The sequence below is a fragment of the Streptomyces sp. NPDC033221 genome (genome assembly GCF_055577005.1).
On sequence record NZ_JBVIQN010000043.1, the window covers coordinates 1 to 21,212 of the forward strand.

A 21,212-nucleotide genomic window follows, 5' to 3' on the forward strand; every position below is an offset into this window, starting at 1 on the left:
CGCCCGGGAGCACCACCGCATCCACCAAACTGCCGACCAGGACCAATACGGGCTCACGGCCTGATCAGCACGGTCACTACAACGGAGCTACACCCATCTCCTTGAGGTCGAAGATGTAGTTGTGGGGTTATTTGGGCCCCGCCCCCGTGAACGAGAACGAGCCCACCATGGAAACCGTCACCGGACTGATCGACGTCGGCCTGCTGGCCCGGTGCGAGGACGGCACCGCCGCCTTGGCCGACGACTCCGGTGCGGCCTGCGCCTCACCGACTCCGACGACACCAGCCCCTACTGGTATGGCTCATGGCGGGCCCCACGACCTCTCTTCTCCATGGCAATCGGCAGCCGCCCGGTATCAGGGATCCCCAGCCTTGTCTGTGACCGCGCCTAGAAAGAGCCACCCGAGAATCTGCGCTCAGACATCACTCTGACCACATTTGGGCAGCAACATCCAGAGCGTGACCTGCGCCCGGCCCCCCGCAGTCCTTCCCAGGCACACCTTCCGTACCATGCCTAGGGATGACGAAAGAGACGGTGCAGTCAGTGCACGAGCGAGCAGTCGCGACGCGCGAGAGGATCATTCGAGCAGCTTCCGAAGTGTTCGATGAATACGGCTACAGCGGCGCAAGCGTCAGTAAAATCATGGACCGGGCCGGAATTACCCCCGGCGCACTGTATTTCCACTTCCGCGGCAAGCAGGCTCTGGCCCACGCGGTCATGATTGAGCAGGGCGACGGGCTGGAAGTACCCCCCGGCGACGACGGCCTGCAACGCCTCATCGACATCAACCTCTACCTCGCAGGCGAGCTGCAGACCAACTCTTCGCTGCGCGCCGGAGTGCGGCTGGCTGTCGAGCAGGGAGAATTCGGCGCTCCGGACGATACCCCTTACCAATACTGGGTAGCCCAGTTCGCCGCGCAGCTGCTCGCCGCCCAGGAAAAGGGCGAGCTGCTGGCGGACGTAGACGTGCACGAACTGGCCTGGACGCTGGTCAGCTCCTATTCCGGCACGCAGCTCCTTTCCCAGATCGCCACCGGCCGCACCGACCTGCACCGTCGCCTGGTGTCCCTGTGGCGCTACCTGCTACCCGGAATCGCCACCCCCGCCGCCCGCTCCCAGTTGACCTTCAGCAACCAGTGGGACCACCCAGCGGCGTGAAGCAGACCCGCTGGAGCCATGCCACACACGGCACGCCCGGACTGACCACGCCTGGTTACATAGCGAAAGACCAGTACACAGAGCAGCCCGAAGGCCATAAGGGAGCCTGCTGACGTCAGGCCCCACCGGAGCCATGCGAGCCACTGGTCCGTGAGGGCAACGAGTACGACACCGCACCACAGCACCAGCACGGCCAAGAGGAATGCGAAGACGCCACGCCAATGCGGGCTCCCCGCGCCGTTGGAACACCCCATAGTGGCGGGCGGTAGGAACCGCTTCGCATACCGTGACGATACCCTTCGTCAAGTGACGCATCGGGGGGCGGCGCTTCCGCCCCCCCTAGCGCTGTGCAGCAGTACGCGTCTGGTTACTCAAACCTGCGCGTCGCACGCCATTGAGGTAGGCCATCAACTCTGCCGCCCGTACCACCCTGGCGCTCCCTTGTGTGCTATCCCACACGCATTGCAGCCAGGCGCGGCGCCCTGAGTTCGACGAAGCACCAACGATATGGGGCAAGCAAGGCGCCCTGCCGTACAGCCTGATATCCCGAGGCGAATCACAGCGATCAAGCCGAGCCTCCATGATGACTCGCCGAGGAGTACTGATCGCTGGTCAGCTCCCGAGTTCGTTGGGCATTTGATGACCCATCAAGTCGCAAGTTCGTTCCGCTAGGCCCTCGTGCCCCCGTCGGTGTCGCTAAGCCTGTGCACCATTGGGCATGAAGAGGTGACGCAACGGCGGCGCGGACCCTAACGGCTCCCACTGACAACGCCTCGATCACCGCCTAAAGATCATTTTGCGCGCCCTGGCCTGCCCTGCTTGCATATCGGCCACCTCGCCCGCCCCTCTGGCGCCGGCGAGCCCCTTTTGCCTGTCCATCAAGTAAGAGAAGGCGGCATGCCCTACCCGTTTCCCGTGGCCGATAACGGCTGGATTCCCGTGCGGGTTCGTTCCGACCTGGACGCCGGCGAGACCGAGGAACTGCGGTCCTTGCTGCCGGAAGCCAGTGCCGGAGGATGCGCCCAGGTGGGCCTGCGATGCCTCTTCCAGGGCGCCCACCTGTTCGCCGACCTCGACTTCACGGTCCCTCCGGTCGAAGCCGTCGCACGTCGCCTGCTCGCCGCGGTGACCGCACGAGTGGCGGGCCTGGACACCGGCACCGCTCACCAGTGGACTGACGCACGTGACGACCTCCTGGCCACCGGGCGATTCGACACGGCTCGCGTGGACCAGTACCTGAAGACCCATGCGCACCGTTTGAACCTGTACGACAGCACGCAGCCGTTCCTCCAGGACATCCGGCTCGCGCAGGAGTGCGGCAAGGGACAGGCGCCCGGCCGGCTGGTGATGGACCGCCCCTCGGGAAGCAACGCGGTGTGGACCACGCACATCGCCCAGGACGTGCCGGTGCCCGGGCCGGATGCGGTGCAGTGGCTTTTGGCCTGGTACGGATACGGCCCGTCCGGAACCGGCACGCACCGCACCCACGGCTCCCGCAAGGGTGGTTCCTGTAAGGCCGGGCCGTACCGCTCGCTCGTCTCCTACTTCCCGCACGCGCCGGAGCGGTTGTTCATGTCGCTGGTGGCTTCCGTGCCCGGCCCGTCGGCCTGGCCCACCGGTCCGGGCCCGGACCAGGCGCCGTGGGAGACCGATGAGCCTGCCGACCCGCTGGCCCCGGCCCCGGCGTGCGGGCCGGTGTCGCTGCTGACCGGCCGCACCGCCCACGCGCTGCTGCTCACTGGTGACAGCGCCGGGCAGACTACCGGCTGCAAGATCACCTGGAATACCGCGGTCGACCTGCCGGCCGCCGTCGACCCCTACGTCATCGAGCGCACCAAGGGCGGGCCGCTGCGCGCCGACCGGGCCCGCTCGGCCTGGCGCGACCTGGACGCCCTGCTGATGAAGTCCCAGCCCGGCTCGAAGAGCACGCTGCGGCGACCCGCGGTCTTCGACGCCGTGGCCGAGCTTCCCCCGGCGGTCCAGCGTCAGCTGGGGGTGCGGGTGCTGGCCTGGGACCAGGACCGTCAGGAGAAGGACAACCAGTGGTACGCCGCCACCACGCCCCCTGTCCTGCAGCACATCGAAGAGTCCGATCCGCAGGGCGCAGCGGCCATCGCCGCCGCCCGGCGCAGTGCCGAGGCCGTTGCCGGCGACTTGGCCCGCGCCCTGGCGGCGGCCTGGCTCGGCATCCACGTCAAGCGGGATCCCCAACAGCGTCACGGCTTCGTGGAGGCGGCGCGCACCCAGTTCTGGGAACGCGCCGAGGAGGAGTTCTGGCAGGCCGTCCGCGTCCTCGAACCGGACCGTCGGCCCGCCTTCCGGCGCCTGGCCCTCGAACGGTTCGACCAGGCCACGGCGACGCTGAAGTCCACCGTGCACGGGATGAGCGCGGTCGCCAAAGCCCGGGCCCAGCTGACCCGCCCCCGTACCCACGCAAGCCGTTCGACCAGGAAGAGGACGCGATGAGCACCACGGCCGCCACCGCTGATACCGACAGCGCGCCAGCACCTCCCAAATGGCTCGCCCGCCACGTTGCCTTTATGGAACACGTGGCCGAGGTGTGCAGCAGCCCCGGGGGACGCAGCGATCTGCGCACCGGGCAGACCCGCCGGGGGCTGGCCGAGCCGTGGCTCATGCTCCCGCACCTGCAGTCCCGCCTCCCGCGCGGCCTGCGGGAACGCAAGACGGCCTATCTGGCGGTGGCGGCCATGTTCGCCGCCCACGCCCCCAGCCCATCCAGCACCACCGCAAAGTCCGCCAGCGTGTATGACGCCCAGCACGGCAACCTCGGCTGGTCGCTGAACCGGGCGGTGCACAGCAGGCTGCTGACCCAGGACACCGCCACCGAACTGCTGCAGCTGATGGCCCGCCAGCGCCGCCTTGCGGGCCTGCTGCACCACCTGCAGCCCCTGGTCGACCGGCTCGCCGCCGCGCAGGTCCCCCTGTCGTGGCCGCACCTGCTGCGCGATCTGACCCGCTGGACGCGCTACCGCACCGAGGTGGCGGACCAGTGGATGTCCAGCCACTACGACGACACCACCGAAGACACTGCAGAGGAGCACACCGCATGAGCATCTTCATCGACGAACACATCGTCCACAGCTTCCCGCTGTCCAACCTCAACCGCGACTACTACGGTTCGCCGAAGGTGGCGGTCTACGGCGGTGTGGAACGTGGCCGCATCGCCTCGGCCGCCCTCAAGCGCGGCTCCCGCACCGAGATCGAGAAGTTCCTGGGCGACAAGGCGCTGCGCACCCGCCGGGTGCCCGGCCAGGTCGCGGCCGAGCTGGAATCCCGCGGCTGGACGGCCGACGAGGCCGCCGAGGCCGGACGCAACGTGGCGCTGGCCGCGGGCGTCGGCGGGCTGGGCATCGAGGAGGCCGGCACCACCAACGTCATGCTCTACCTGCCGGCCGCAGCCATCGGCGCCCTGGCCGACCTGGTGGAAGACCAGCGGACGCAGATCGACGCCGCGGCCAAGAGCGCCCTCGAACAAGCCAAGGCCGGCAAGAGCAAGAAGACCAAGACGTCCAAGGCACACGAGGAAACGGCCACGCAGATCCAGGCGGTGCTGGCCACCCGCAACGCCTCCATCGCCGCCTTCGGCCGGATGCTCGCCAACGCGCCCGAGGTCACCGTCGACGGCGCCATCTCGGTCGCGCACGCCATCACCACCCACGCCACCGAAGAACAGAGCGACTTCTTCACCGCCGTCGACGACGTCCCCGGCGACGACAACGGCTCCGCCCACATGGGCCACGGCGCCTACACCTCCGGCACCTTCTACAAGTACAGCTCCATCAGCCTCGACGGTCTCATCACCAACCTGGGCCACGACCGCGACGCCGCCCGGGAACTGGTCCGCGCCTACCTCGCCGAATTCGCCGTGCACGTGCCCCGGGCCAAGAAGAACAGCACCGCGCCCTTCACGCCTCCGGCCCTGGCCTACGTCACCGTCCGCAGTGACCGGCCCGTCAGCCTGGCCGGCGCCTTCGAGGCCCCCGTCGTCGCCGACGAGACCACCGGCTGGACCTCCCCCAGCATCAAGCAGCTCGACGAGCACGCCCAGGCCGTCCACGCCTTCTTCGGCCCCGAGCCCGTCATCGCCGCCGCCCACACCGGCACCGCCGCCAACCTCGGCTCCCTGACCGCACTGGGCCGGCACATACCCCAGCTGTCCGACCTGGCCGAGGCCATCACCACCGCGGCCTTCGACACGGAGACTCCGAAGTGAGTGCCGGACTCCTGCTGCACCTCTCCGCGCCGCAGCAGTGCTGGGGCAGACCCCAGGGCGGGCGGGTACGCGACACCCACGCACACCCCACCCGCAGCGGCCTGACCGGACTGATCGCCGCCGCCCAAGGACGCCCCCGCGGCGCCGACCTGAGCGACCTGGCCTGCCTCAGCTTCACCGTGCGCATCGACCGGCCCGGACAGCGCCTGATGGACTTCCACACCGTCGGAGGCGGCTACCCCGCCGAGCACACCGTCATGAACGCCAACGGCGGACGCCGCGGCACCGCCCTGATCTTCGAGGACTGGTACCTCAACGACGCGGCCTTCAGCGTCGCCGTCACCGGACCCGCCGACCTCATCACCCAGGCCGCCACCGCCCTGCACCACCCCGTCTACCCGCCGCACCTGGGCCGCCGGGCCTGCCCGCCGGACACCCCCGTGCTCATCGGACAGACGGAGGACGCCGAGCACGCCCTGCAGCACCTGCCGCTGCACCGCCGGGCACCCCAGCGCGCCGACAGCGTCGAGGTCACCTTCCTCAGCGAAGCCCCGCCCAAGGACGAGCCGCTCCTGCCGGCCACCCGGGCCGTGCGCGACGTCCCCCTGCCCGACCGGACCTTCGGCTCCCGCAACCTCTGGGAAACCCGCCGCCACCTGCCGAGCGACCTGTGCGCCGGCACCGGCACCGCCTACCTGCGCCGCCTGACCCACTACCGCCAGGGCCGCTGACCACCGAGCCCGCCGTCCGCACCGCAACGGAACCCGACATGACCACCACCCTCGCACCGCCCACGACCGCACACCTCACCAAGATCCAAATCAACCCCCGATCCGACGATGCGGGACCGGACCTGACCAACGCCCAACGCCTCCACCACCGGGTCCTCAGCCTCACCCCCAACCCGCCCGGCACCGGAACACGGCAGACCGCCGGTGTCCTCTACCGCCTCGAACGCGACCGCACCAAACACACCCTCCTCATCCAGTCCACCACGCCCCTGGACCTGACCCAGCTGCCGGCGGACTACGCCACCGCCACCGACCACCGCGACATCACCCCCCTGCTCACCTGGTGCCAAGAAGGCCGCGCCATCCGCTACCGGCTCGACGCAGCCCCCCAACGCTCCCAGCCCTCCACCACGACCGACGCCAAAGGCCGCCGCCACCGCGGCAAGCTCTTCCCCCTGTACGGCGAGGAAGCCACCGCCTGGTGGTACCGCAAAGCCACAGAAGCCGGCCTCACCCTCGCCCCCGACACGATTCTCACCGCGAGCCAACCCGCGATCTTCGGCCGCAAGAAACACCCGCACGAACCCGGCCGGATGCGCTTCCACATGCCGGTAACCCGCTTCGAAGGCCACGCCATCATCACCGATCCCGACGCCCTCCGCGCAGCAATCACCACCGGAGTAGGCCGCGCCCGCGCCTACGGAGCAGGACTCCTGTCCATCGCCCCATCCCGGTAACCCTGACGACCACATCCCCGGGCCAACCGCCCGACACGAACCTTGATAACGAAATAGCAAAGCCACCTAAACGCCCCAGGTCGCGAAGGGGCTGACCCGCACGCGCAGGTATCAACCGCCCTTGCGTTCGCGTGCGTGCCGCACCCGCTGGGCTGACCCGCACGCGCAGGTATCAACCGCGCACCGGATCTTCATGGGGTTCCGGGGAACGGGCTGACCCGCACGCGCAGGTATCAACCGTCCATCTCCGGAGCGACATGGCCGAGAAGCATGGCTGACCCGCACGCGCAGGTATCAACCGCCGAACGGCATGGACAGCAGGGACACGACGGCGGCTGACCCGCACGCGCAGGTATCAACCGTTGTAGCCGACGCCTGCCCACCCCCGGCCGAAGGCTGACCCGCACGCGCAGGTATCAACCGCGGGCCGACGCCATGACCAGGCTCGTCACCCTGGCTGACCCGCACGCGCAGGTATCAACCGGGGGACAGGCTGTTCCCGTTGCTGTCGCCCGTGTCCGACCCGCACACGCAGGTATCAACCGGCTCAGGTGGCATGGAATCGATGCGGCGCGCTGTCCGACCCGCACACGCAGGTATCAACCGCACGAAATCGCGTGACCCCTGCTGGGGCGGTGGGCCGACCCGCACGCGCAGGTATCAACCGACCAGCACGTTGTTGGTGTAGCCAGCCAGCTCGGCCTACCCGCACGCGCAGGTATCAACCGTTCCACCCGGGTGCTCGGGAGACGAACGCGAGGTACGACCGCACACGCAGGTATCAGCCGAGCGGACAGCGCCCCGAGGGGCCTCAGTGGTAGTCCGACCCGCACGTGCGGGTGTCAGCCGCTCTTGCCCGCCCCAACCGGGCCGACCAGCAGGTTCGGCCTGCACGCGCAGGTATCAACCGCCCTCGCCGCACTGCGCCCGTACTCCATCGGCGTCCGACCCGCACGCGCGGGTATCAACCGTAGTCAACGCCGGCCAGGTCGAAGCGGATGAAGTCCGACCCGCACGCGCAGGTATCAGCCGGCGTCGACCATGCCCCGGCCGAAGAACAGCCAGTCCGACCCGCACACGCAGGTATCAACCGCCGTTCGCGACCTCGAAGACGGACACGGCGGCGTCCGACCCGCACGCGCAGGTATCGCCGACGAGGCGGCACACCGGAGCGAGATTCGGTTCGTTCGACCCGCAGCGCAGGTATCAACCGCCCTTGGTGGCCACGGGCGGCCATGGCTTAGGGTCCGACCTGCACATGCAGGTATCAACCGGAAACACCGGCCAGGGCGCGCTTGGCGACCGCGTCCGACCCGCACACGCAGGTATCAATCGGTGCCGCGCATCGCCGCGAGCATCGCGACGAAGTCTGACCCGCACGCGCAGGTATCAACCGACGGTGCGCCGCGCTTCTGTCACAGGATCGACGGCCGACCCGCACGCGCAGGTATCAACCGTGGATGGATCCGCTGCTGTCGATCGAGCGGGCGTCCGACCCGCACGCGCGGGTATCACCCGTAGGCGCGGTAGCGCACGCGGAACGGGAAAGAGTCCGACCCGCACGCGCAGGTATCACCCGCTGATGGCCTACATCCCGGTGGGCATCTTCCTGTCCGACCCGCACGCGTTCCTGTCCAACCCGCACGCGCAGGTATCAACCGATCTCGGTCTCCAGCAGCGCCAGGTGCTCATCGTCCGACCCGCACGCGCAGGTATCAACCGGCGCCGCTCCGTGTGCTCTATCAGCACGAACCGTCCGACCCGCACGCGCAGGTGTCAACCGGAGGCCAGCGCCGACGAGCACGCACCGGGCCAGTCCGACCCGCACGCACAGGTATCAACCGCAGGGGACATCGCCCTTCACGCCGTCTCCGCAGTCCGACCTGCACGCGTAGGTATCCACCGGACATGGGCCACACCGCGCCCGCCGACGCCTCGTCCGACCCGCACGCGCAGGTATCGACCGGCGTTCGCGCCGTGCCCGTAGAGCAGGCTGGCGTCCGCCCCGCACGCGCAGGTATCAACCGTGGTGTCTGATCTGGGGTTCTTCGCCAAGAAAGGCCGACCCGCACCGCAGGTATCGACCGCGGGCCCTCTCGGTGGGGGCACGCTCCTCGGGGGCCGACCTGCACGCGCAGGTATCAACCACGGCACACACCCGGAGTGGTACCGGTCAGCAGGTCCGACCCGCACACGCAGGTATTAACCGATCGGCGAGCACACCACCCCGAGTTGGCCAGGGCCGACCGCACGCGCAGGTATTCGCCGATCAGCAGGGCGGTAATGACGTCGGTGCCAGCGTTCGACCCGCACGCCCAGGTGCTGTCCGCCTCCCGCGACGCCGACGTGACGACTCCCTGTCCACACGCATGGGTGCCTGCCTCTACCAATTGAATCATTCACCGTCAGGCCGATTTGGTTACGTTCGGAGATTTCATGACTGACAGCTTCAACCCAGACCAAGACGTGTGGGGAAAGTGGAACGGCCTCCTCTTCCCTTACCCCTTGGGCTGCCACTTCCTCGACACTGCCGCAATAGCAGGAGAACTTTGGGACGCCTATCTCACGGAACAGCAACGTGCCGCCATCGCCGACGCATTCGGTGTACCGGTGGCAGATGCTCGCGGGATGGTCTGTTTCTGGGCCGGGCTGCACGACCTGGGCAAGTGCTGCCCCTCGTTCCAGGGCAATCCGTCGGGCCCTGATCCGGCATTCCTCAAGGAGCCGGATTTCGCCGCTCCTTCCGGTTGGATGTTTGAGGGGGCGGTGCGGCACGGGCGGGTGACGCATTTGGTGCTGCCCTCGCTTCTGGCGCCGTACGGGTATGACGCGGCGTCGCGTCCGAGCAGGTCGGTAGCCCACCAGGTGGCGCAGATCCTCGGTGGCCATCACGGCGTCTACGGAGCGATGCTCGACCGGGTGCTGATGGCCGCCCCGGAGCATGGCGAGCCGCGTGTGGGGGCGGCAGCGGGCTGGAGGCGGCAGCGGGCCGCGTTGGTGGGGATGCTCTACGAGGCGACCGGACGGCCGGTGGCTCCGGTACAGGTGGCGCCGGCCGGTGCGGCTGTCATGGTCACCGCGCTTGTGGTGCTGGCCGACTGGCTGGCTTCCAAAGTCGGCTGGGTGCGTGCACGGCTCGCCGAATGGAGGGCTGCTGAGGGAAATTGGCAGGCGCACTATCAGCGGGCGGTCGGCCATGCGGCCCGGGCGGTGGCGGATGCCCAGTTGGCTGCGCCCCTTTGGAATCCGGCGGATTCCTTCGGCGAGGTCTTCCCTGCTATTCGTCAGCCCTATCCGCTGCAGAGCGATGTCGGGTTGCGGTTGCCGAGGGTGGTGTCGAAGGGGGCGGGTTTGTTGCTGGTGACGGCTCCCACCGGGGACGGCAAGACCGAGGTCGGTCTCTACGGGGCTCGGGTGCTGGGGGCCGCCTCGGGCCGGGCGGGTCTGGCCGTGCTGTTGCCGACCATGGCCACCACCGAGGCGATGTGGCAGCGCGTGCGCGACTACGTCGCGCGCAGCACCCAGACGGACACTCCGGTCACGCTGCTGCACGGCCTGGCGTGGCTGAATGAGGAATACGCCGAGGACGGCAGCGACGCCGTGCTCGGGGAGGGCTGCGTCTCTACCACGGCCGGGGAGTTCCTGCGCGGGCGACACGTTGGACTCGTCGCCGGCGTCGCGGTGGGTACGTGGGACCAGGCGGCGATGGCGACTCTGCCGGTGCGGTTCAATGTGCTGCGCTGGCTCGGCCTGTCCGGCAAGACGCTGATCATTGATGAGGCCCATGCCTATGACGCGTACGGACATGCGCTCACCGTGCGTCTGCTGGAGTGGCTGGGGCACCTGGGGGTGCCGGTGGTCCTGCTGTCCGCCACCTTGGCCGGCTCGCTGGCGCGCCGCCTGGTCGACGCCTACCTGCGCGGGGCCGGGCACCCCGGCGCCGGTGACGTCGCCCCCGCATATCCGGGCTGGCTGTTCGCCGATGCCGCATCCGGCGCCGTGACCGCCTCGCCGGTCATTGAAAGCCGCCGACAGCGCTCGCTCGTCATCGACTTTCACGAGGTGCGGCATACCCACGATCCGGACCGCTGCGACGGCCGGGCGCAGCGTCTGGCCGAGGAGCTCGCTCCGCTCTATGACGCCGGGCAGGATCCTGGGGCTGTGCTGGTGGTGTGCAATACCGTGCCGGATGCCCAGCAGACGTTCCTCGCCTTGAAAGAACGCCGTGGCTCGCGCCGGCCGCGGCTGTTGCTGCTGCACGCCCGTATGCCGGTGTGGCAGCGCGACGCCACCACCCAGATGCTGCTGGGCCTGCTGGGGCCCAAGGCGGCGCGTCCGGACGAGCCGCTGATCGTCGTCGCGACGCAGGTGGCCGAGCAGTCCCTGGACGTGGACTTCGACCTGGTGATCAGTGACCTGGCGCCGCTGGCCCAGTTGCTGCAGCGAGCCGGCCGCGGTCACCGTCACCAGCTCGGCGAACGCGGCGCGCGCCCCTCCTGGGCCCGCGTCCCCCGCCTGGTGGTCTGCTCCCCCAGCGGATCGCTGCCGCCGCCGGCCTGGGGGGAGGTCTACGACGCGGCGCTGCTGCGCCGCACGCGCGACCTGCTCACCGACCGGGCCGGGCGGCCCCTGGACGTGCCCGGCGAGGTGGCCGAGGCAATCGAGATGGTCTACGCCGACGTCAACGACCTGGCCGACCAGGCACTCTCCGATGACCGGCAGCGAGCGGTGCGGGAGACCGCCCAGGCCGCCGCGGCCGATGCCGTCGCCATCCCCGCCCCGCACCAGGTCACGGACCTTTACCCGCTGACCGACCGCGAGATCGATCCGGCAGCGGTCACCACGCGGCTGGGCGCCGACTCCGAACGGCTCCTGCCCATCTACACCACTGCCGACGGCCGTCGATGGCTCGACCCGGAATGCTCCCAGCCGCTGCCGGTGCCCCCAGCACCGCAGCAGCGTCTGGACCGCGACACCGTCGCCCGGCTGGTGCGCCTGACCGTCCAAGCCCCCGGCAGCTATCTGCCCCACGACGACCAGGACACCTTCCCGCCGAAGGAATGGGAACGCACCCCCACCGCCCGCGACCTGCGACTGCTGCCCCACCCCGTCGCTCAGGACGGCTCCATCGGAGCGTACGAAGCATCCCAGCACACCCTGCGTCTGGACGCCGAGCTGGGGCTCGTCCGTCGCGCCGGCCTCTGACACGCCTCCCGCAGCGGCCCGTATAGCGCGAGATCCCCGGTTAGCCAAACCGGGGATCCACCGCATCATTGAGAGTCCACCACCACTTCCACCCGTAACCGTCAAAAGGCCGCGCCACTGCCCCAGGTACAACTTCACCGCGTCCGCGACGTCCCCGGCAACGTCCTCACTACGCCGCGGCGTAGCTGAGGCGGAACAGGTCCTGGGCCCGCTCCAGGTCCCGCTCCGTGCGCAGCCGGACCTCCAGGTTGCCGGTGCCGTGGTGGCCCAGCCCCGTCACGTCCCGGGTGAAGCCGGGAACCAGGCCGGTCTCCTTCGGGTCGGCCTTGAGGTAGACGAGCAGCTTGGTCTGCTGCGGCGGGCACACGCAGGCGAAGTTCCGCAGCCGCCGGTACGCCCGGTAGAGGCGGTTCTCGGTCGTGGTGATGTCCTGCCCCAGACCCAGCAGCGTCTCGTCGACCGCGGCGGCCAGCTCGGCCATCGCCCCCTGCATCAGGTGCCCGCGCGTCCTCGCGTCCGCGCGCCGGCGGCGGGCCGTCCCGGGTGTCGCCGTCTGCCCCGTGACGGAGGCCACCGTCTCCAGGCCGACGAGCTGCTCGCCGTAGAAACGGTAGCGGACCAGGTCGATGCTGCGCCGGTGCTCTCGCACGGCGTGCACGTCGTAGCGGGTGAAGTCGCCCGCCACGCAGATCAGCCGCGGCGCGCTCCACCGCACCCGGGACGCGGCAGCCGCCCCCAGGCGCTCACGGACCAGGTGCCCGAACTCGGCACGGTGGTCCATCAGCCACGCCAGGTAGAAAAGGCCCTGGTTGATCACGCCCGCGTCCGTGCCGCGCTTGTACTCGACGACCACCGGCGCGTCGTTCTCGTCCAGACCCAGCGAGTCGATCCGTCCACCGTGCACCGGCCCGGTGCTGTACTCGCTCGCCAGGAACCGCACGCCCAGCATCGTCTCCATGTGCGCCTCGATGAGATGCTGCACATCCGCCTCGACCTCAGCAAGACGCGGCGCGACCTCGCTCACACCCCCGGTCGTCGTGTGGAACAACTTCAGCCCCGACACCTTCCCCTCTTCGACTCCGCGACCTGCAACGCCTACGAGAGCCACGATTGTTTCTGCGGAGAGCCGCGAATCGGTGAAGATGATGTGAGAGCCTGACAGCGGGCACCCGGACCTCTCGTGTCCCCCAGACATCGAAAGCCTGCCGTTCCCCCATGCGTCCCCCGCGCCCCGGAGGACAGCTCGGGAAGAGCGCGTTTGCCCAGGTCAGGCGCCATGCACTCGATGATGGATCGAGTGCCTTCTAAGCACTTGGCCGCAGGTTCGAGCCCTGCCCTTGTCCCCGCTGGGGCATCGAAGGGGCCGAAGCCGTCTTCCGACTCCGAACACTGCTCACGAACGGGGCTTCAAGGACTATCGGATCTTCCAAACGGCTCGCGAACATCAACGCCTGTACCTCAGCCATGGCCAGCAGGACTGACTACAGCCTCACAGCCTCACAGCCTCACTGCCTGAATCCCGACCGCCGCTGTGGGGATGCGGGTCGTGCATGCGCCTCAACTCCGCTCTGTTTCAACCGTACATGGCAAAAGCAGCCCTGTGCCATGTCATCGTGCACAGCGACGATGGCCACTGCCGACTCGCGGCTCAGCATCCGTTGGCCTCTCACGCCGGTGTCCTGACAGCAGGGGCTCTGACATGCGCTTACGTCGGGCCGTGTGGCGCAGCGGGTGCGAGGCACCCGGAACACGAACTGCAAAAATGCAGGACACTTTCGCGTGAGTCGGCACCAGACCCCACCGCCGCCTTCAACGCGGCCCAGAACCCTCGCCCGGACAGCCGACGCACACTGACGGGCGGCTCCTCACCTGCGGCGCCCCAGGGTCGGCAGGCCCCCGGAAACCGTACGCAGGCTGACCGAGGGGATCCGCTCGTCCGGCCGTCCGTGCGCCGCCCGCAGCCGCTCTTGCTCACGGCTCTTCGCCGCCTCGTGCGCTTGTCGGACAGCTTTCGTCTCGTGGTGCATCTCCACCGCGGACGTCACGAGCTCGATCAGCGCCTGTTGGCCCTTCCCTTTCTGCGACCCCGCCACCAGGGCGCCCCGGCGGACACTGCGCGTGATGACGATCTGGCCCACAGGCGTGGGCGGATCCGGGACCGTCACGCGTATGCCTTCTCCGGCTTTCAGGCGGTCGAGAAGGGTTTCGAGTCCGGCCAGGTTCGTCGTCAGGCGGACCTTGATGTACTTCCGGCCCCTTCGGGGAGTCAGTGAGGCTTCGGCGACATCGCCGTCGGTGATGCGGACGAAGGCCACGAAGGTGGGCCACGGCTGGTGGCTTTCACTTTTCCCCATGCACCCGAATGTTTCACTGGGATAGGGCTGCCACCAGATCCCAACGGGCCAACCAGCACTGATTCTGCCGACCGGAGGGCACGAAGCCACGGAAGCGCGCAAGCTCCGTCGCTACCACCCACCTCGCATCCGAGGCTGAAGGAAGCTGGAGGGGCCCGAAGCCGGTACGTGGCTGGCAATCACACACGGCGGTGCGGCCACACTTGAGGGGCACCCCGTGTGACCTGCGCATTGAACAATTTAGTGCGCAGGTCACCGCCATCACTTGCGCGCCAAAGAGTTCAGCTCCCAGATCAAGCCCATGCGAGCTGAATTCTTGTCTCTTGCCCAACAAACAGCTGTGAACATGGAGCGACACGTTCCTGCCCGGCTCAGTGACAAGGTGCGTGCCGTTCGGTCTTGGCCGCGCTCACGCGCCCGCCAGAGGGCACTGTGGACCGGTGGACGTACAGGATGTGCTCGCCGCCTTCACGGCGCTCGGGGCGGTTTTCTCGGGGGTGGCGGCCCTCGGCATGGTCGTGGTGGTGCGTTGGCAGACCAAGTTCGGGCGCCGCCTCACCCTGGAGTCGATGAGTTCGCAGGCTGCCGTGGAGCGGGAGCTGCAGCTGGAGGCGCAGCGGCGCGAGGTGTGGACAGCGTTCCTGCGGGCTTCGGACGCGTTCGTCGACGCGGTTTGGCGGCTGAGAGAGGTGGACTCGCGATCCCGGGCGGAGGAACTGCGCGCCAGATATCAGGCACTGATGGAAGCGTGCTCGGAACTACGGCTCCTCGGCCCCGACGTCGTTGTCCGGCACGCGGAGGCGGTATGGGAGCGGTGCGCGTGCATGGAACGGTATGCGGTCAGGCGGGCCGTGGTGCGATCCGCGCTGGACGCCCTGGAGCGACGGTGGTGTCCGGGAAACGCGGAGCGGTGCGAGGAGCGATGCGAGGTCAGTGACGCGCACAGCTGCGCCTGGCTGGCGCATGTGATGCTCGAAGGCTGGGGCAACCGGGACGACGACGACCGCCCCGACGACCTTGACCACCTGGAGTACTTGATCCGGGAGAGTGGCGTCCTTGCAGGCGACGGCGCGGCGGCGGAGAGCGGTGTGCTGACGGAAGACGACCTGCACTGGCTCCTGGCCGTCGCCGGCAATCCGGTTTCGTGGGACCTCCTTGCTGCTGAGGACCGCTGGCTGCGTCCTCGCACTGGCTATGACGAGTCCCGCGGGGCGTTCGTCAGCTCGGTACGCACCTTCCTGGTCGGAACCGGCGGGGCGGCCACAGAGTTCTAGGAGAGGTTGGTAACGCGGCTGGCTGGGATGCGGCCGTTGATGCCGGTGTGGGGTCGGCGGTAGTTGTAACGGAAACGCGTCGCCTCAGCCAAAGGCTAGGAAAAATGCAGGTCAGGAGGCATTTCTTGGCACATAAGGCAGGGTGTCGAAGGTCCGGAGCGTCAAACGAGCGTCACGGCCGCCGTATGCCTTCGAAGCCGCCTCGCATTACACCGTGTCGTCTGCCATGGAGATGGCAGTGGACTCTGCTACGAGATGTCAGCGGTTCTGCCATGAGGTATGTCAGTAGGTAGTCGTCTCGAGGGAGTCGATGAGGTGTAGGCCGTGCTGGACGTCGTCCGTGAGGACGTCGTGCTCCAGGAGCCAGCGGGTTGCGCCAGGCCAACCCGCTACTCGTCGAAGGACGCTGCCGCGGGGGGCATACACACGTGGCGACCCACGGCCGCAGGGCCGAGACCCAGTCGTGGACGCAATTCTAGTTCGACCCGCCGCTCCATGTGCGCGTCCACGGACGACGTGCGGTCGAGAACCGACCTGCTTCCGCTCTCCCCGTCTCCGAGTACCTTGCCGGAGCAGATACGACTGGAACAGGAACTCGGCGCTCCGCCCGAGACGATCGCGCAGGAGCTGAGGGCCTGGGTCGAGGTCGTGCGCGGCGAGGGCACACAAGAGCACGCGGGCCGCAGCTACCGCAGCATCTTCGGCTACTCCCATGCCCTCAAGCCGATCATCCGAGGATGGACCGCGGACGGCGTCGAGAGCCTCCGCGAGTTCAGCCGCAACGACATCGAGGTGGCGATCGCCAGCCGCAAGGGAACCCCCGTACGCTGATCGTCTTCTGTCACCGGCAACCTGCGGCTGACCCGGCTGCTGGGTGCCTCACCACCATGGCCGTCCGGGACCGCCCGACGTGGGCAGCGGGCAGCGGGCTGCCTCGCACGATCGAGACCGGGGTGGCCGACTCCGGTCACGATCCATAGGGTTACGGGCAACGCAGTGAGCTGCCGCCAACTTGCAGTAGCAGGTCAAAGGGCTGGTGTGACCGGCTCTCGGGGTACTCGTGCCGGCCCTTTGCGGGAGGGCGGTTCGCGCCTGGGATCATGGGCGCATGCCCGAAGGGCCGAACCTGATATCAAGCCTGTGGCCGCTCGTGCCCTCCGAGGCCGCCGATTGGCTGCTGGAGCTGTGTGGTGATGGCATCACCGGGTTCATGCCTCCGGCGATGCCTGACGCCGTGTGGGTGTTCAACGCCATGTACGAGCACAGCAGGGGTCGGCCGATGTGTCGTACCACGAGTACCACCAGGCGCGGCTGGCGGACGGGAGTGTCCAGCCGCACGTCGTTGGAGGCATCGACCTCGACGCCGTGGGCATCACCACGGGAGGGGGCTGGGCCGTGCCCAGCACCCGGGCCCCGGCTGGCGGCGGCCGAACTGGCCCGGCGCAACGGCGACCCGGTTGTGCCCGACGGGCTGATGCCCTCCTACCGTTGCTTTCCCACGGCCAAGAAGGAGGGCAGCTGGCCGCTGGGCGTGGGCCCGCCGACCGAGGGGAGCTTGGACCGTGAGACCTGGAACCGGCTGATCGCCACCCTCACCCAGTTCAGTCCTGCGGGCCCGGACACTCGCTGCCTGGCCTACTACAACCCGCTGATGCTCGGGGCCATCGACTTCGACAACCTCCACATGCGTACGGACCGGCTCGGCGACGCCGAGATCCTGTACGACCAGTCCGAGGCTGACTTCAGCCTGTCCAACCTCTGGGCCGATGACCGCTCGTGGGTCCTGTGCACCGACTACAATCTGTGGGCCACCAAGGTTACCGGGCCCCCTGCCCTCATCAACGCATCGTTGAACGACAGTGAAATCGAGGCGGTTCGTCTGCCTTGGGCGCACTGACGACGAGCTGCTTGAAGCCTTCTCCAGTGCGGAGCGCGGGCGCATCGCTGTTTTTGACCGATGAGGCCGGGCGGTCCTGTGCATGCTGGATCCCGAGCTGCTGGAACGAATCACCGCGCGGCGCACGGAAGTCGCCCATTTTGGCGAGGATCATGCCGGAGGCGTAGGCCCAGCGGCCAATGGTGAAGTGGCTGGCCCACGAGGCGGTGGTCGGCGCCGATGCGGTGCATTCGATGCTGGCCTGCGAGGCGGCCAGAGTGCGGGTGGCGAGCCGGTGGTCGCCGTCGAGCGCGACCGCTTCGGCCAGGGTGGTCTGGTAGTAGGCCCTGGCCCGGGGATCACCACTCCAGACGGCACGGGCCGAGCAGAAGACCGACACGTGGAAGGAACGCTACAAGGTCCGTGCGGGGGCGAGGGCACCATCGCCCAGGGCGTCCAGCGCTGCGGGCTGCGCAGATCCCGCTCCCGCGGCCTCTCGAAGACCAGCCTCCAGCACCAGCTCACCGGTGCCGCGATCAACCTCGTCCGCATCGACGCCCACCTCACCGACACACCCCGAGCCCGCACCCGCATCAGCCACTTCGCACGACTTCGCCCCGCCGACCACACGATCGATGGGGCGAAGAAGGCGTAGGACCCCGAAAAGACCAACAGCATCGCATCGGCACCCGGGGCCCCGTTGGCGGAGCCCAGTGCCTCAGCGACACCGCCCGCTACCGCTGTAGCAGTGGGAGTAGCCCACGTGGAAGCGGACGCAGGGTGCACGGCTCCTTATGCCTGGGGTCCGGTCCTGCGGCGACGTGTGATGACGACGGCCCCGGCACCGGCGAGGACGGCGGCGCCACCGATGGCGGCAAGGGTCGGCAGCCTGTCCGAGGAGCCGGTTTCCGCGAGCGTGCCGCTGACCGGGAGCTCGTCATGGCCGCCGTGCGACGCCGTCTGATTCCCGGCGGTGCCCGGCTTTTCCGGCCTGCCCTTGCCGTCCACGGGCTTGCCCTTGGCATCGTCGACCGGGCCGGGCCTGCTGTGTGGGGACAGGACGGTGAAGTCGAACTGGCTGATGTTGTCGAAGCCGCACTGGTCGTCCTCGCCGTAGGAGTACCCGATGGTGAAGAAGTACCCCGTGCCGGCCTTGGCCTTGCCGCCGGCCTTGATGCGCAGCTTGGCGTCCGCGTATTCGCCCGGCTTCAGCTGCTTGATGGTGGCGAAGTCGTCGTTGTCCTGGAACTTGGCGCCCTCGCCTTGGATGGGCTTCCAGGCGTGTGTCTTCGGGTTGAACCACTGCACTGTGACGTCCAGTTCGGCGATGTCGCTGAGTTTCGGGTCGGCGGTGCCCAGGGTGAGGGAGATGTCGGTCGCCCTCACCGCAATCTTGGAGACGTTGGTGACGCGGTAGGTGAACTCATGCCAGCCGGAATTGGCGACGATCTTGCTCGGGAGGCCGGCCAGCCCTGTCTTGCCGCGGTCTACATTGAAGATCGGGAAGCAGGAGGTGGAGCGGGTTTCGGTGGGGGACGGCGTGGTGCTCGGCTTCGCCGAGGCCGAGGCAGTGGGCGTCGGCTCAGCGGCCGGCCGCTCGGCGGCGGCCTTGCCACTGCCCATGTCACCGGCAGCGCTGTCACCGCCGTGGGTGCCGTCGGCGCCGGTCGACGAGGCGGTGGCCGGGGCCGACGCGGAGGGCGTGGCACTGGGCGTCGGTGCCTGATCCGTCGCAGACGCGGCGGGGGCCGCGAGCAGGGTCAGGGGGCTGATGACGGCCGTGACAACTGCGGTCGCCAGGACACGGTGGAGCTTCATTGAAACCTTTCTTGGGGAGCCGGACTGACGGCCGACGGTGGGGCAAGCGCGGTACGGCCCCGTAGGCGAACAGGTAGGTGACCGGCGAGGCCATCGAATGGTTGTGCACCGAGCAGACGTGCCCGGTGTGACGGTGCTCACCGGACGCGTCCGCAGGTCAGCCCGTCCTCGGGGCGTGGCCTGCCAGCGCCCCGCCTGATCCGACGCCTTGGGTAAGGCACAGTCACACGGGGCGCAACGCGTGACGCCAGCTGGCTCCATGGTTGCCCGCTGGCGGGGTGAGGAGCCGGATCTGCTGGTGCCTGATCTCGTCGCCGCCCGGATCCTCACGGCCGACGGCACCGGTCTTCGTAAGGATGAGGGTGACGACGCCGGCGATCGCGAGCGGCGTGCCCTGGCCGTCTTCGAGGACCGCTTCGGCCTCACCCTGCCCCGGACCGCCTTCACCGTCGACCGGCTTCCCCGTCACGCAGTCAACGGGGCACCCGCCCGGGACTTCGACGCTGTCCGCGCCTGGGCCAAGGCCCAGGACCACCCCGTTCCGGATGAGCGTCTGGGCCTGGTCCCCGCCGGTCTTCGCCGCTCCTACGACCATGCCGTCCGCGGGCAGCAGCACCTTGACGGCATGGCCTCGACGCCGATCGTCGCCACCTTCCACACGAGCGGAGTGCTGAGGCACGCCTCGGAGTAGGTCTTCCCCTGGGCCCGCAATGCCGTGGCAGGTACGGCGGCCCTTGCGTATCCCGTCATTCCCGACGTCGGCGCGTCCCGATGAGGCTCTGTGCTCTGACCCGGCCCGCGACGGAAGCGGGCGTGGCTATGCACCCGTCAGCGGTGCTCAGCCACGCCCGGTACAGCAGCGGTGAGAGAACCAGAATGATCACGGTCTCAGTGCGCCGGGTCGACCGAGTTCGACTGACCCTTCAAGAGCGGATGCCCGCGTTGGCGTCGGGTGCGGCTGCGAGACAATCAGCTCATGGGGATCGACCTGCAACTGCACAACGGCCGCCCACACTGGCCCGGCCGGCGCTCGAAGCGCAAGCCGACACTGGTCCGCCAGTCCCACGAGCATGGCGAAGCCCTGGCTCAGCTCATCGCCACGCTTCCCTCCAACACGTCGGGGAAGCTCTCGACGGTCGACCCGTACAACGACACCCTCCTCAACGAGCAAGAAGCCGAGGCCGCACTCCGCGAGATTCCAGACCTCCTGGACCGCTGCACCGACAGCTCCGAAACCGCTGCCGTCCGCGACCTCGCCGCACACCTGCAGGACTGCGCCTCCACTCCCGGCAGCTATCTCCTCCTGGTGGGCGACTAGCCGGGACGCAGAAGCTCATGGGTGAGCTGAAAGAGCACCAATGGGGACGCCCTGGTCCTGTTGGGGGCGCGGAGGGGCGGATGGCGATCAGGCATCTGGTCCGGCTTCACTTCGAAAAGGGTGGTCCGGTCGTCGAAGGTGAGTGGTCCGTCCCGCGGACCGCGATCACGGACAGGGTGCGTTCGCCGTCCTCGTCCAAGATCTCGGCGATGACGACGGCGCGGGCCGTCCGCGCCGCCGCCGTACCCAACCTCGGCGCCCGTCCAGCCGTACCGTCCGCACTGGCACTCCGCCGTCGACGACGACAATCTCCGCCCAGCGCCGTGCCGGCCTGGGCCCGCAGGGACTCCAGCACCCACCCGAGCGGGCTGCCCCCGCCGCGGGGGCCGTCGGGGTCGAAGGGGCACCGGCTGTAGGTGGCCAGCACCGCGGAGACGGGGCCGAGGGCAGGCGGCGCGTTCTCCAGCACCCGCGCCAGCAGCTACCCCCTCCGTTGTAGGTAGCCGA

General features: G+C 68.8%; 17 protein-coding genes, 1 pseudogene and 1 CRISPR repeat array. Of the genes and pseudogenes, 13 read left to right on the forward strand and 5 right to left on the reverse strand.

Annotation, left to right across the window (positions count from 1 at the left end):
* Positions 1-519: 519 nt before the first annotated feature.
* The 7 genes from ACZ53K_RS37100 (at position 520) to cas3 (ending at position 12,065) form a co-directional block, all read left to right on the forward strand.
* Complete coding sequence (locus ACZ53K_RS37100) at positions 520-1,158, forward strand: ScbR family autoregulator-binding transcription factor (protein WP_468845860.1); 639 nt, start codon at positions 520-522, stop codon at positions 1,156-1,158.
* An 897-nt stretch (positions 1,159-2,055) separates the two neighbouring features.
* Positions 2,056-3,624 carry a type I-E CRISPR-associated protein Cse1/CasA gene (gene casA / locus ACZ53K_RS37105; RefSeq protein ID WP_468845863.1) on the forward strand — a complete coding sequence of 523 codons (1,569 nt, stop codon included), beginning with the start codon at positions 2,056-2,058 and terminating at the stop codon, positions 3,622-3,624.
* A gap of 74 nt (positions 3,625-3,698) precedes the next feature.
* Complete coding sequence (gene casB, locus ACZ53K_RS37110; protein ID WP_468845866.1) at positions 3,699-4,229, forward strand: type I-E CRISPR-associated protein Cse2/CasB; 531 nt, start codon at positions 3,699-3,701, stop codon at positions 4,227-4,229.
* Complete coding sequence (gene cas7e, locus ACZ53K_RS37115) at positions 4,226-5,392, forward strand: type I-E CRISPR-associated protein Cas7/Cse4/CasC (protein WP_468845868.1); 1,167 nt, start codon at positions 4,226-4,228, stop codon at positions 5,390-5,392. Before casB ends, cas7e begins: the two co-directional genes overlap by 4 nt.
* Positions 5,389-6,123, forward strand: coding sequence for a type I-E CRISPR-associated protein Cas5/CasD (cas5e, locus tag ACZ53K_RS37120; protein WP_468845871.1), 735 nt, complete (start codon positions 5,389-5,391; stop codon positions 6,121-6,123). Before cas7e ends, cas5e begins: the two co-directional genes overlap by 4 nt.
* A gap of 38 nt (positions 6,124-6,161) precedes the next feature.
* A complete protein-coding gene (gene cas6e / locus ACZ53K_RS37125) occupies positions 6,162-6,860 on the forward strand; it encodes a type I-E CRISPR-associated protein Cas6/Cse3/CasE (protein ID WP_468845874.1) in 699 nt (232 codons plus the stop codon).
* Between the two features lie 89 nt (positions 6,861-6,949).
* Positions 6,950-7,589: direct repeats of the CRISPR family, unit length 29 nt; unit sequence GGCTGACCCGCACGCGCAGGTATCAACCG.
* Between the two features lie 1,707 nt (positions 7,590-9,296).
* Complete coding sequence (gene cas3 / locus ACZ53K_RS37130) at positions 9,297-12,065, forward strand: CRISPR-associated helicase Cas3' (protein WP_468845877.1); 2,769 nt, start codon at positions 9,297-9,299, stop codon at positions 12,063-12,065.
* A gap of 169 nt (positions 12,066-12,234) precedes the next feature.
* On the opposite strand, the gene ACZ53K_RS37135 is transcribed toward cas3, so the two are convergent.
* Positions 12,235-13,128, reverse strand: coding sequence for a DUF5655 domain-containing protein (locus tag ACZ53K_RS37135; protein ID WP_468845880.1), 894 nt, complete (start codon positions 13,126-13,128; stop codon positions 12,235-12,237).
* A gap of 802 nt (positions 13,129-13,930) precedes the next feature.
* Positions 13,931-14,380: a hypothetical protein gene (locus tag ACZ53K_RS37140; RefSeq protein WP_468845883.1), complete on the reverse strand. Its 450-nt coding sequence runs from the start codon at positions 14,378-14,380 to the stop codon at positions 13,931-13,933.
* Between the two features lie 479 nt (positions 14,381-14,859).
* Here ACZ53K_RS37140 and ACZ53K_RS37145 point away from each other — a divergent pair, with 479 nt between their 5' ends.
* The 3 genes from ACZ53K_RS37145 to ACZ53K_RS37155 all read left to right on the forward strand — a co-directional run bounded on the left by ACZ53K_RS37145 (position 14,860) and on the right by ACZ53K_RS37155 (position 17,590).
* Positions 14,860-15,693 (forward strand): hypothetical protein, encoded by an 834-nt coding sequence (locus ACZ53K_RS37145; protein ID WP_468845886.1) that lies wholly within the window; start codon positions 14,860-14,862, stop codon positions 15,691-15,693.
* 564 nt (positions 15,694-16,257) lie between these two features.
* Entirely contained in the window at positions 16,258-16,524 is a 267-nt protein-coding gene (locus ACZ53K_RS37150; RefSeq protein WP_468845889.1) for a hypothetical protein, read from the forward strand.
* A gap of 277 nt (positions 16,525-16,801) precedes the next feature.
* Positions 16,802-17,590 carry a hypothetical protein gene (locus ACZ53K_RS37155; protein ID WP_468845892.1) on the forward strand — a complete coding sequence of 263 codons (789 nt, stop codon included), beginning with the start codon at positions 16,802-16,804 and terminating at the stop codon, positions 17,588-17,590.
* On the opposite strand, the gene ACZ53K_RS37160 is transcribed toward ACZ53K_RS37155, so the two are convergent.
* A complete protein-coding gene (locus ACZ53K_RS37160; RefSeq protein ID WP_468845895.1) occupies positions 17,532-17,969 on the reverse strand; it encodes a hypothetical protein in 438 nt (145 codons plus the stop codon). The two genes, ACZ53K_RS37155 and ACZ53K_RS37160, sit on opposite strands and share 59 nt — an antisense overlap.
* On the opposite strand from ACZ53K_RS37160, the pseudogene ACZ53K_RS37165 reads away from it, so the two are divergent.
* A pseudogene (locus ACZ53K_RS37165) lies at positions 17,935-18,224 on the forward strand (transposase); the annotation flags it as partial. The gene ACZ53K_RS37160 and the pseudogene ACZ53K_RS37165 sit on opposite strands and share 35 nt — an antisense overlap.
* Positions 18,225-18,361: 137 nt before the next feature.
* Here ACZ53K_RS37165 and ACZ53K_RS37170 read toward each other — a convergent pair.
* The gene (locus tag ACZ53K_RS37170) at positions 18,362-19,387 is read right to left on the reverse strand and encodes an LAETG motif-containing sortase-dependent surface protein (RefSeq protein WP_468845897.1); all 1,026 of its coding nucleotides are present in this window, start codon (positions 19,385-19,387) and stop codon (positions 18,362-18,364) included.
* A gap of 298 nt (positions 19,388-19,685) precedes the next feature.
* Here ACZ53K_RS37170 and ACZ53K_RS37175 point away from each other — a divergent pair, with 298 nt between their 5' ends.
* The gene (locus ACZ53K_RS37175) at positions 19,686-20,078 is read left to right on the forward strand and encodes a hypothetical protein (RefSeq protein WP_468845900.1); all 393 of its coding nucleotides are present in this window, start codon (positions 19,686-19,688) and stop codon (positions 20,076-20,078) included.
* 285 nt (positions 20,079-20,363) lie between these two features.
* Entirely contained in the window at positions 20,364-20,705 is a 342-nt protein-coding gene (locus ACZ53K_RS37180) for a hypothetical protein (RefSeq protein ID WP_468845903.1), read from the forward strand.
* Between the two features lie 106 nt (positions 20,706-20,811).
* On the opposite strand, the gene ACZ53K_RS37185 is transcribed toward ACZ53K_RS37180, so the two are convergent.
* Positions 20,812-21,174 carry a hypothetical protein gene (locus ACZ53K_RS37185; protein WP_468845906.1) on the reverse strand — a complete coding sequence of 121 codons (363 nt, stop codon included), beginning with the start codon at positions 21,172-21,174 and terminating at the stop codon, positions 20,812-20,814.
* Between the last annotated feature and the right edge of the window lie 38 nt (positions 21,175-21,212).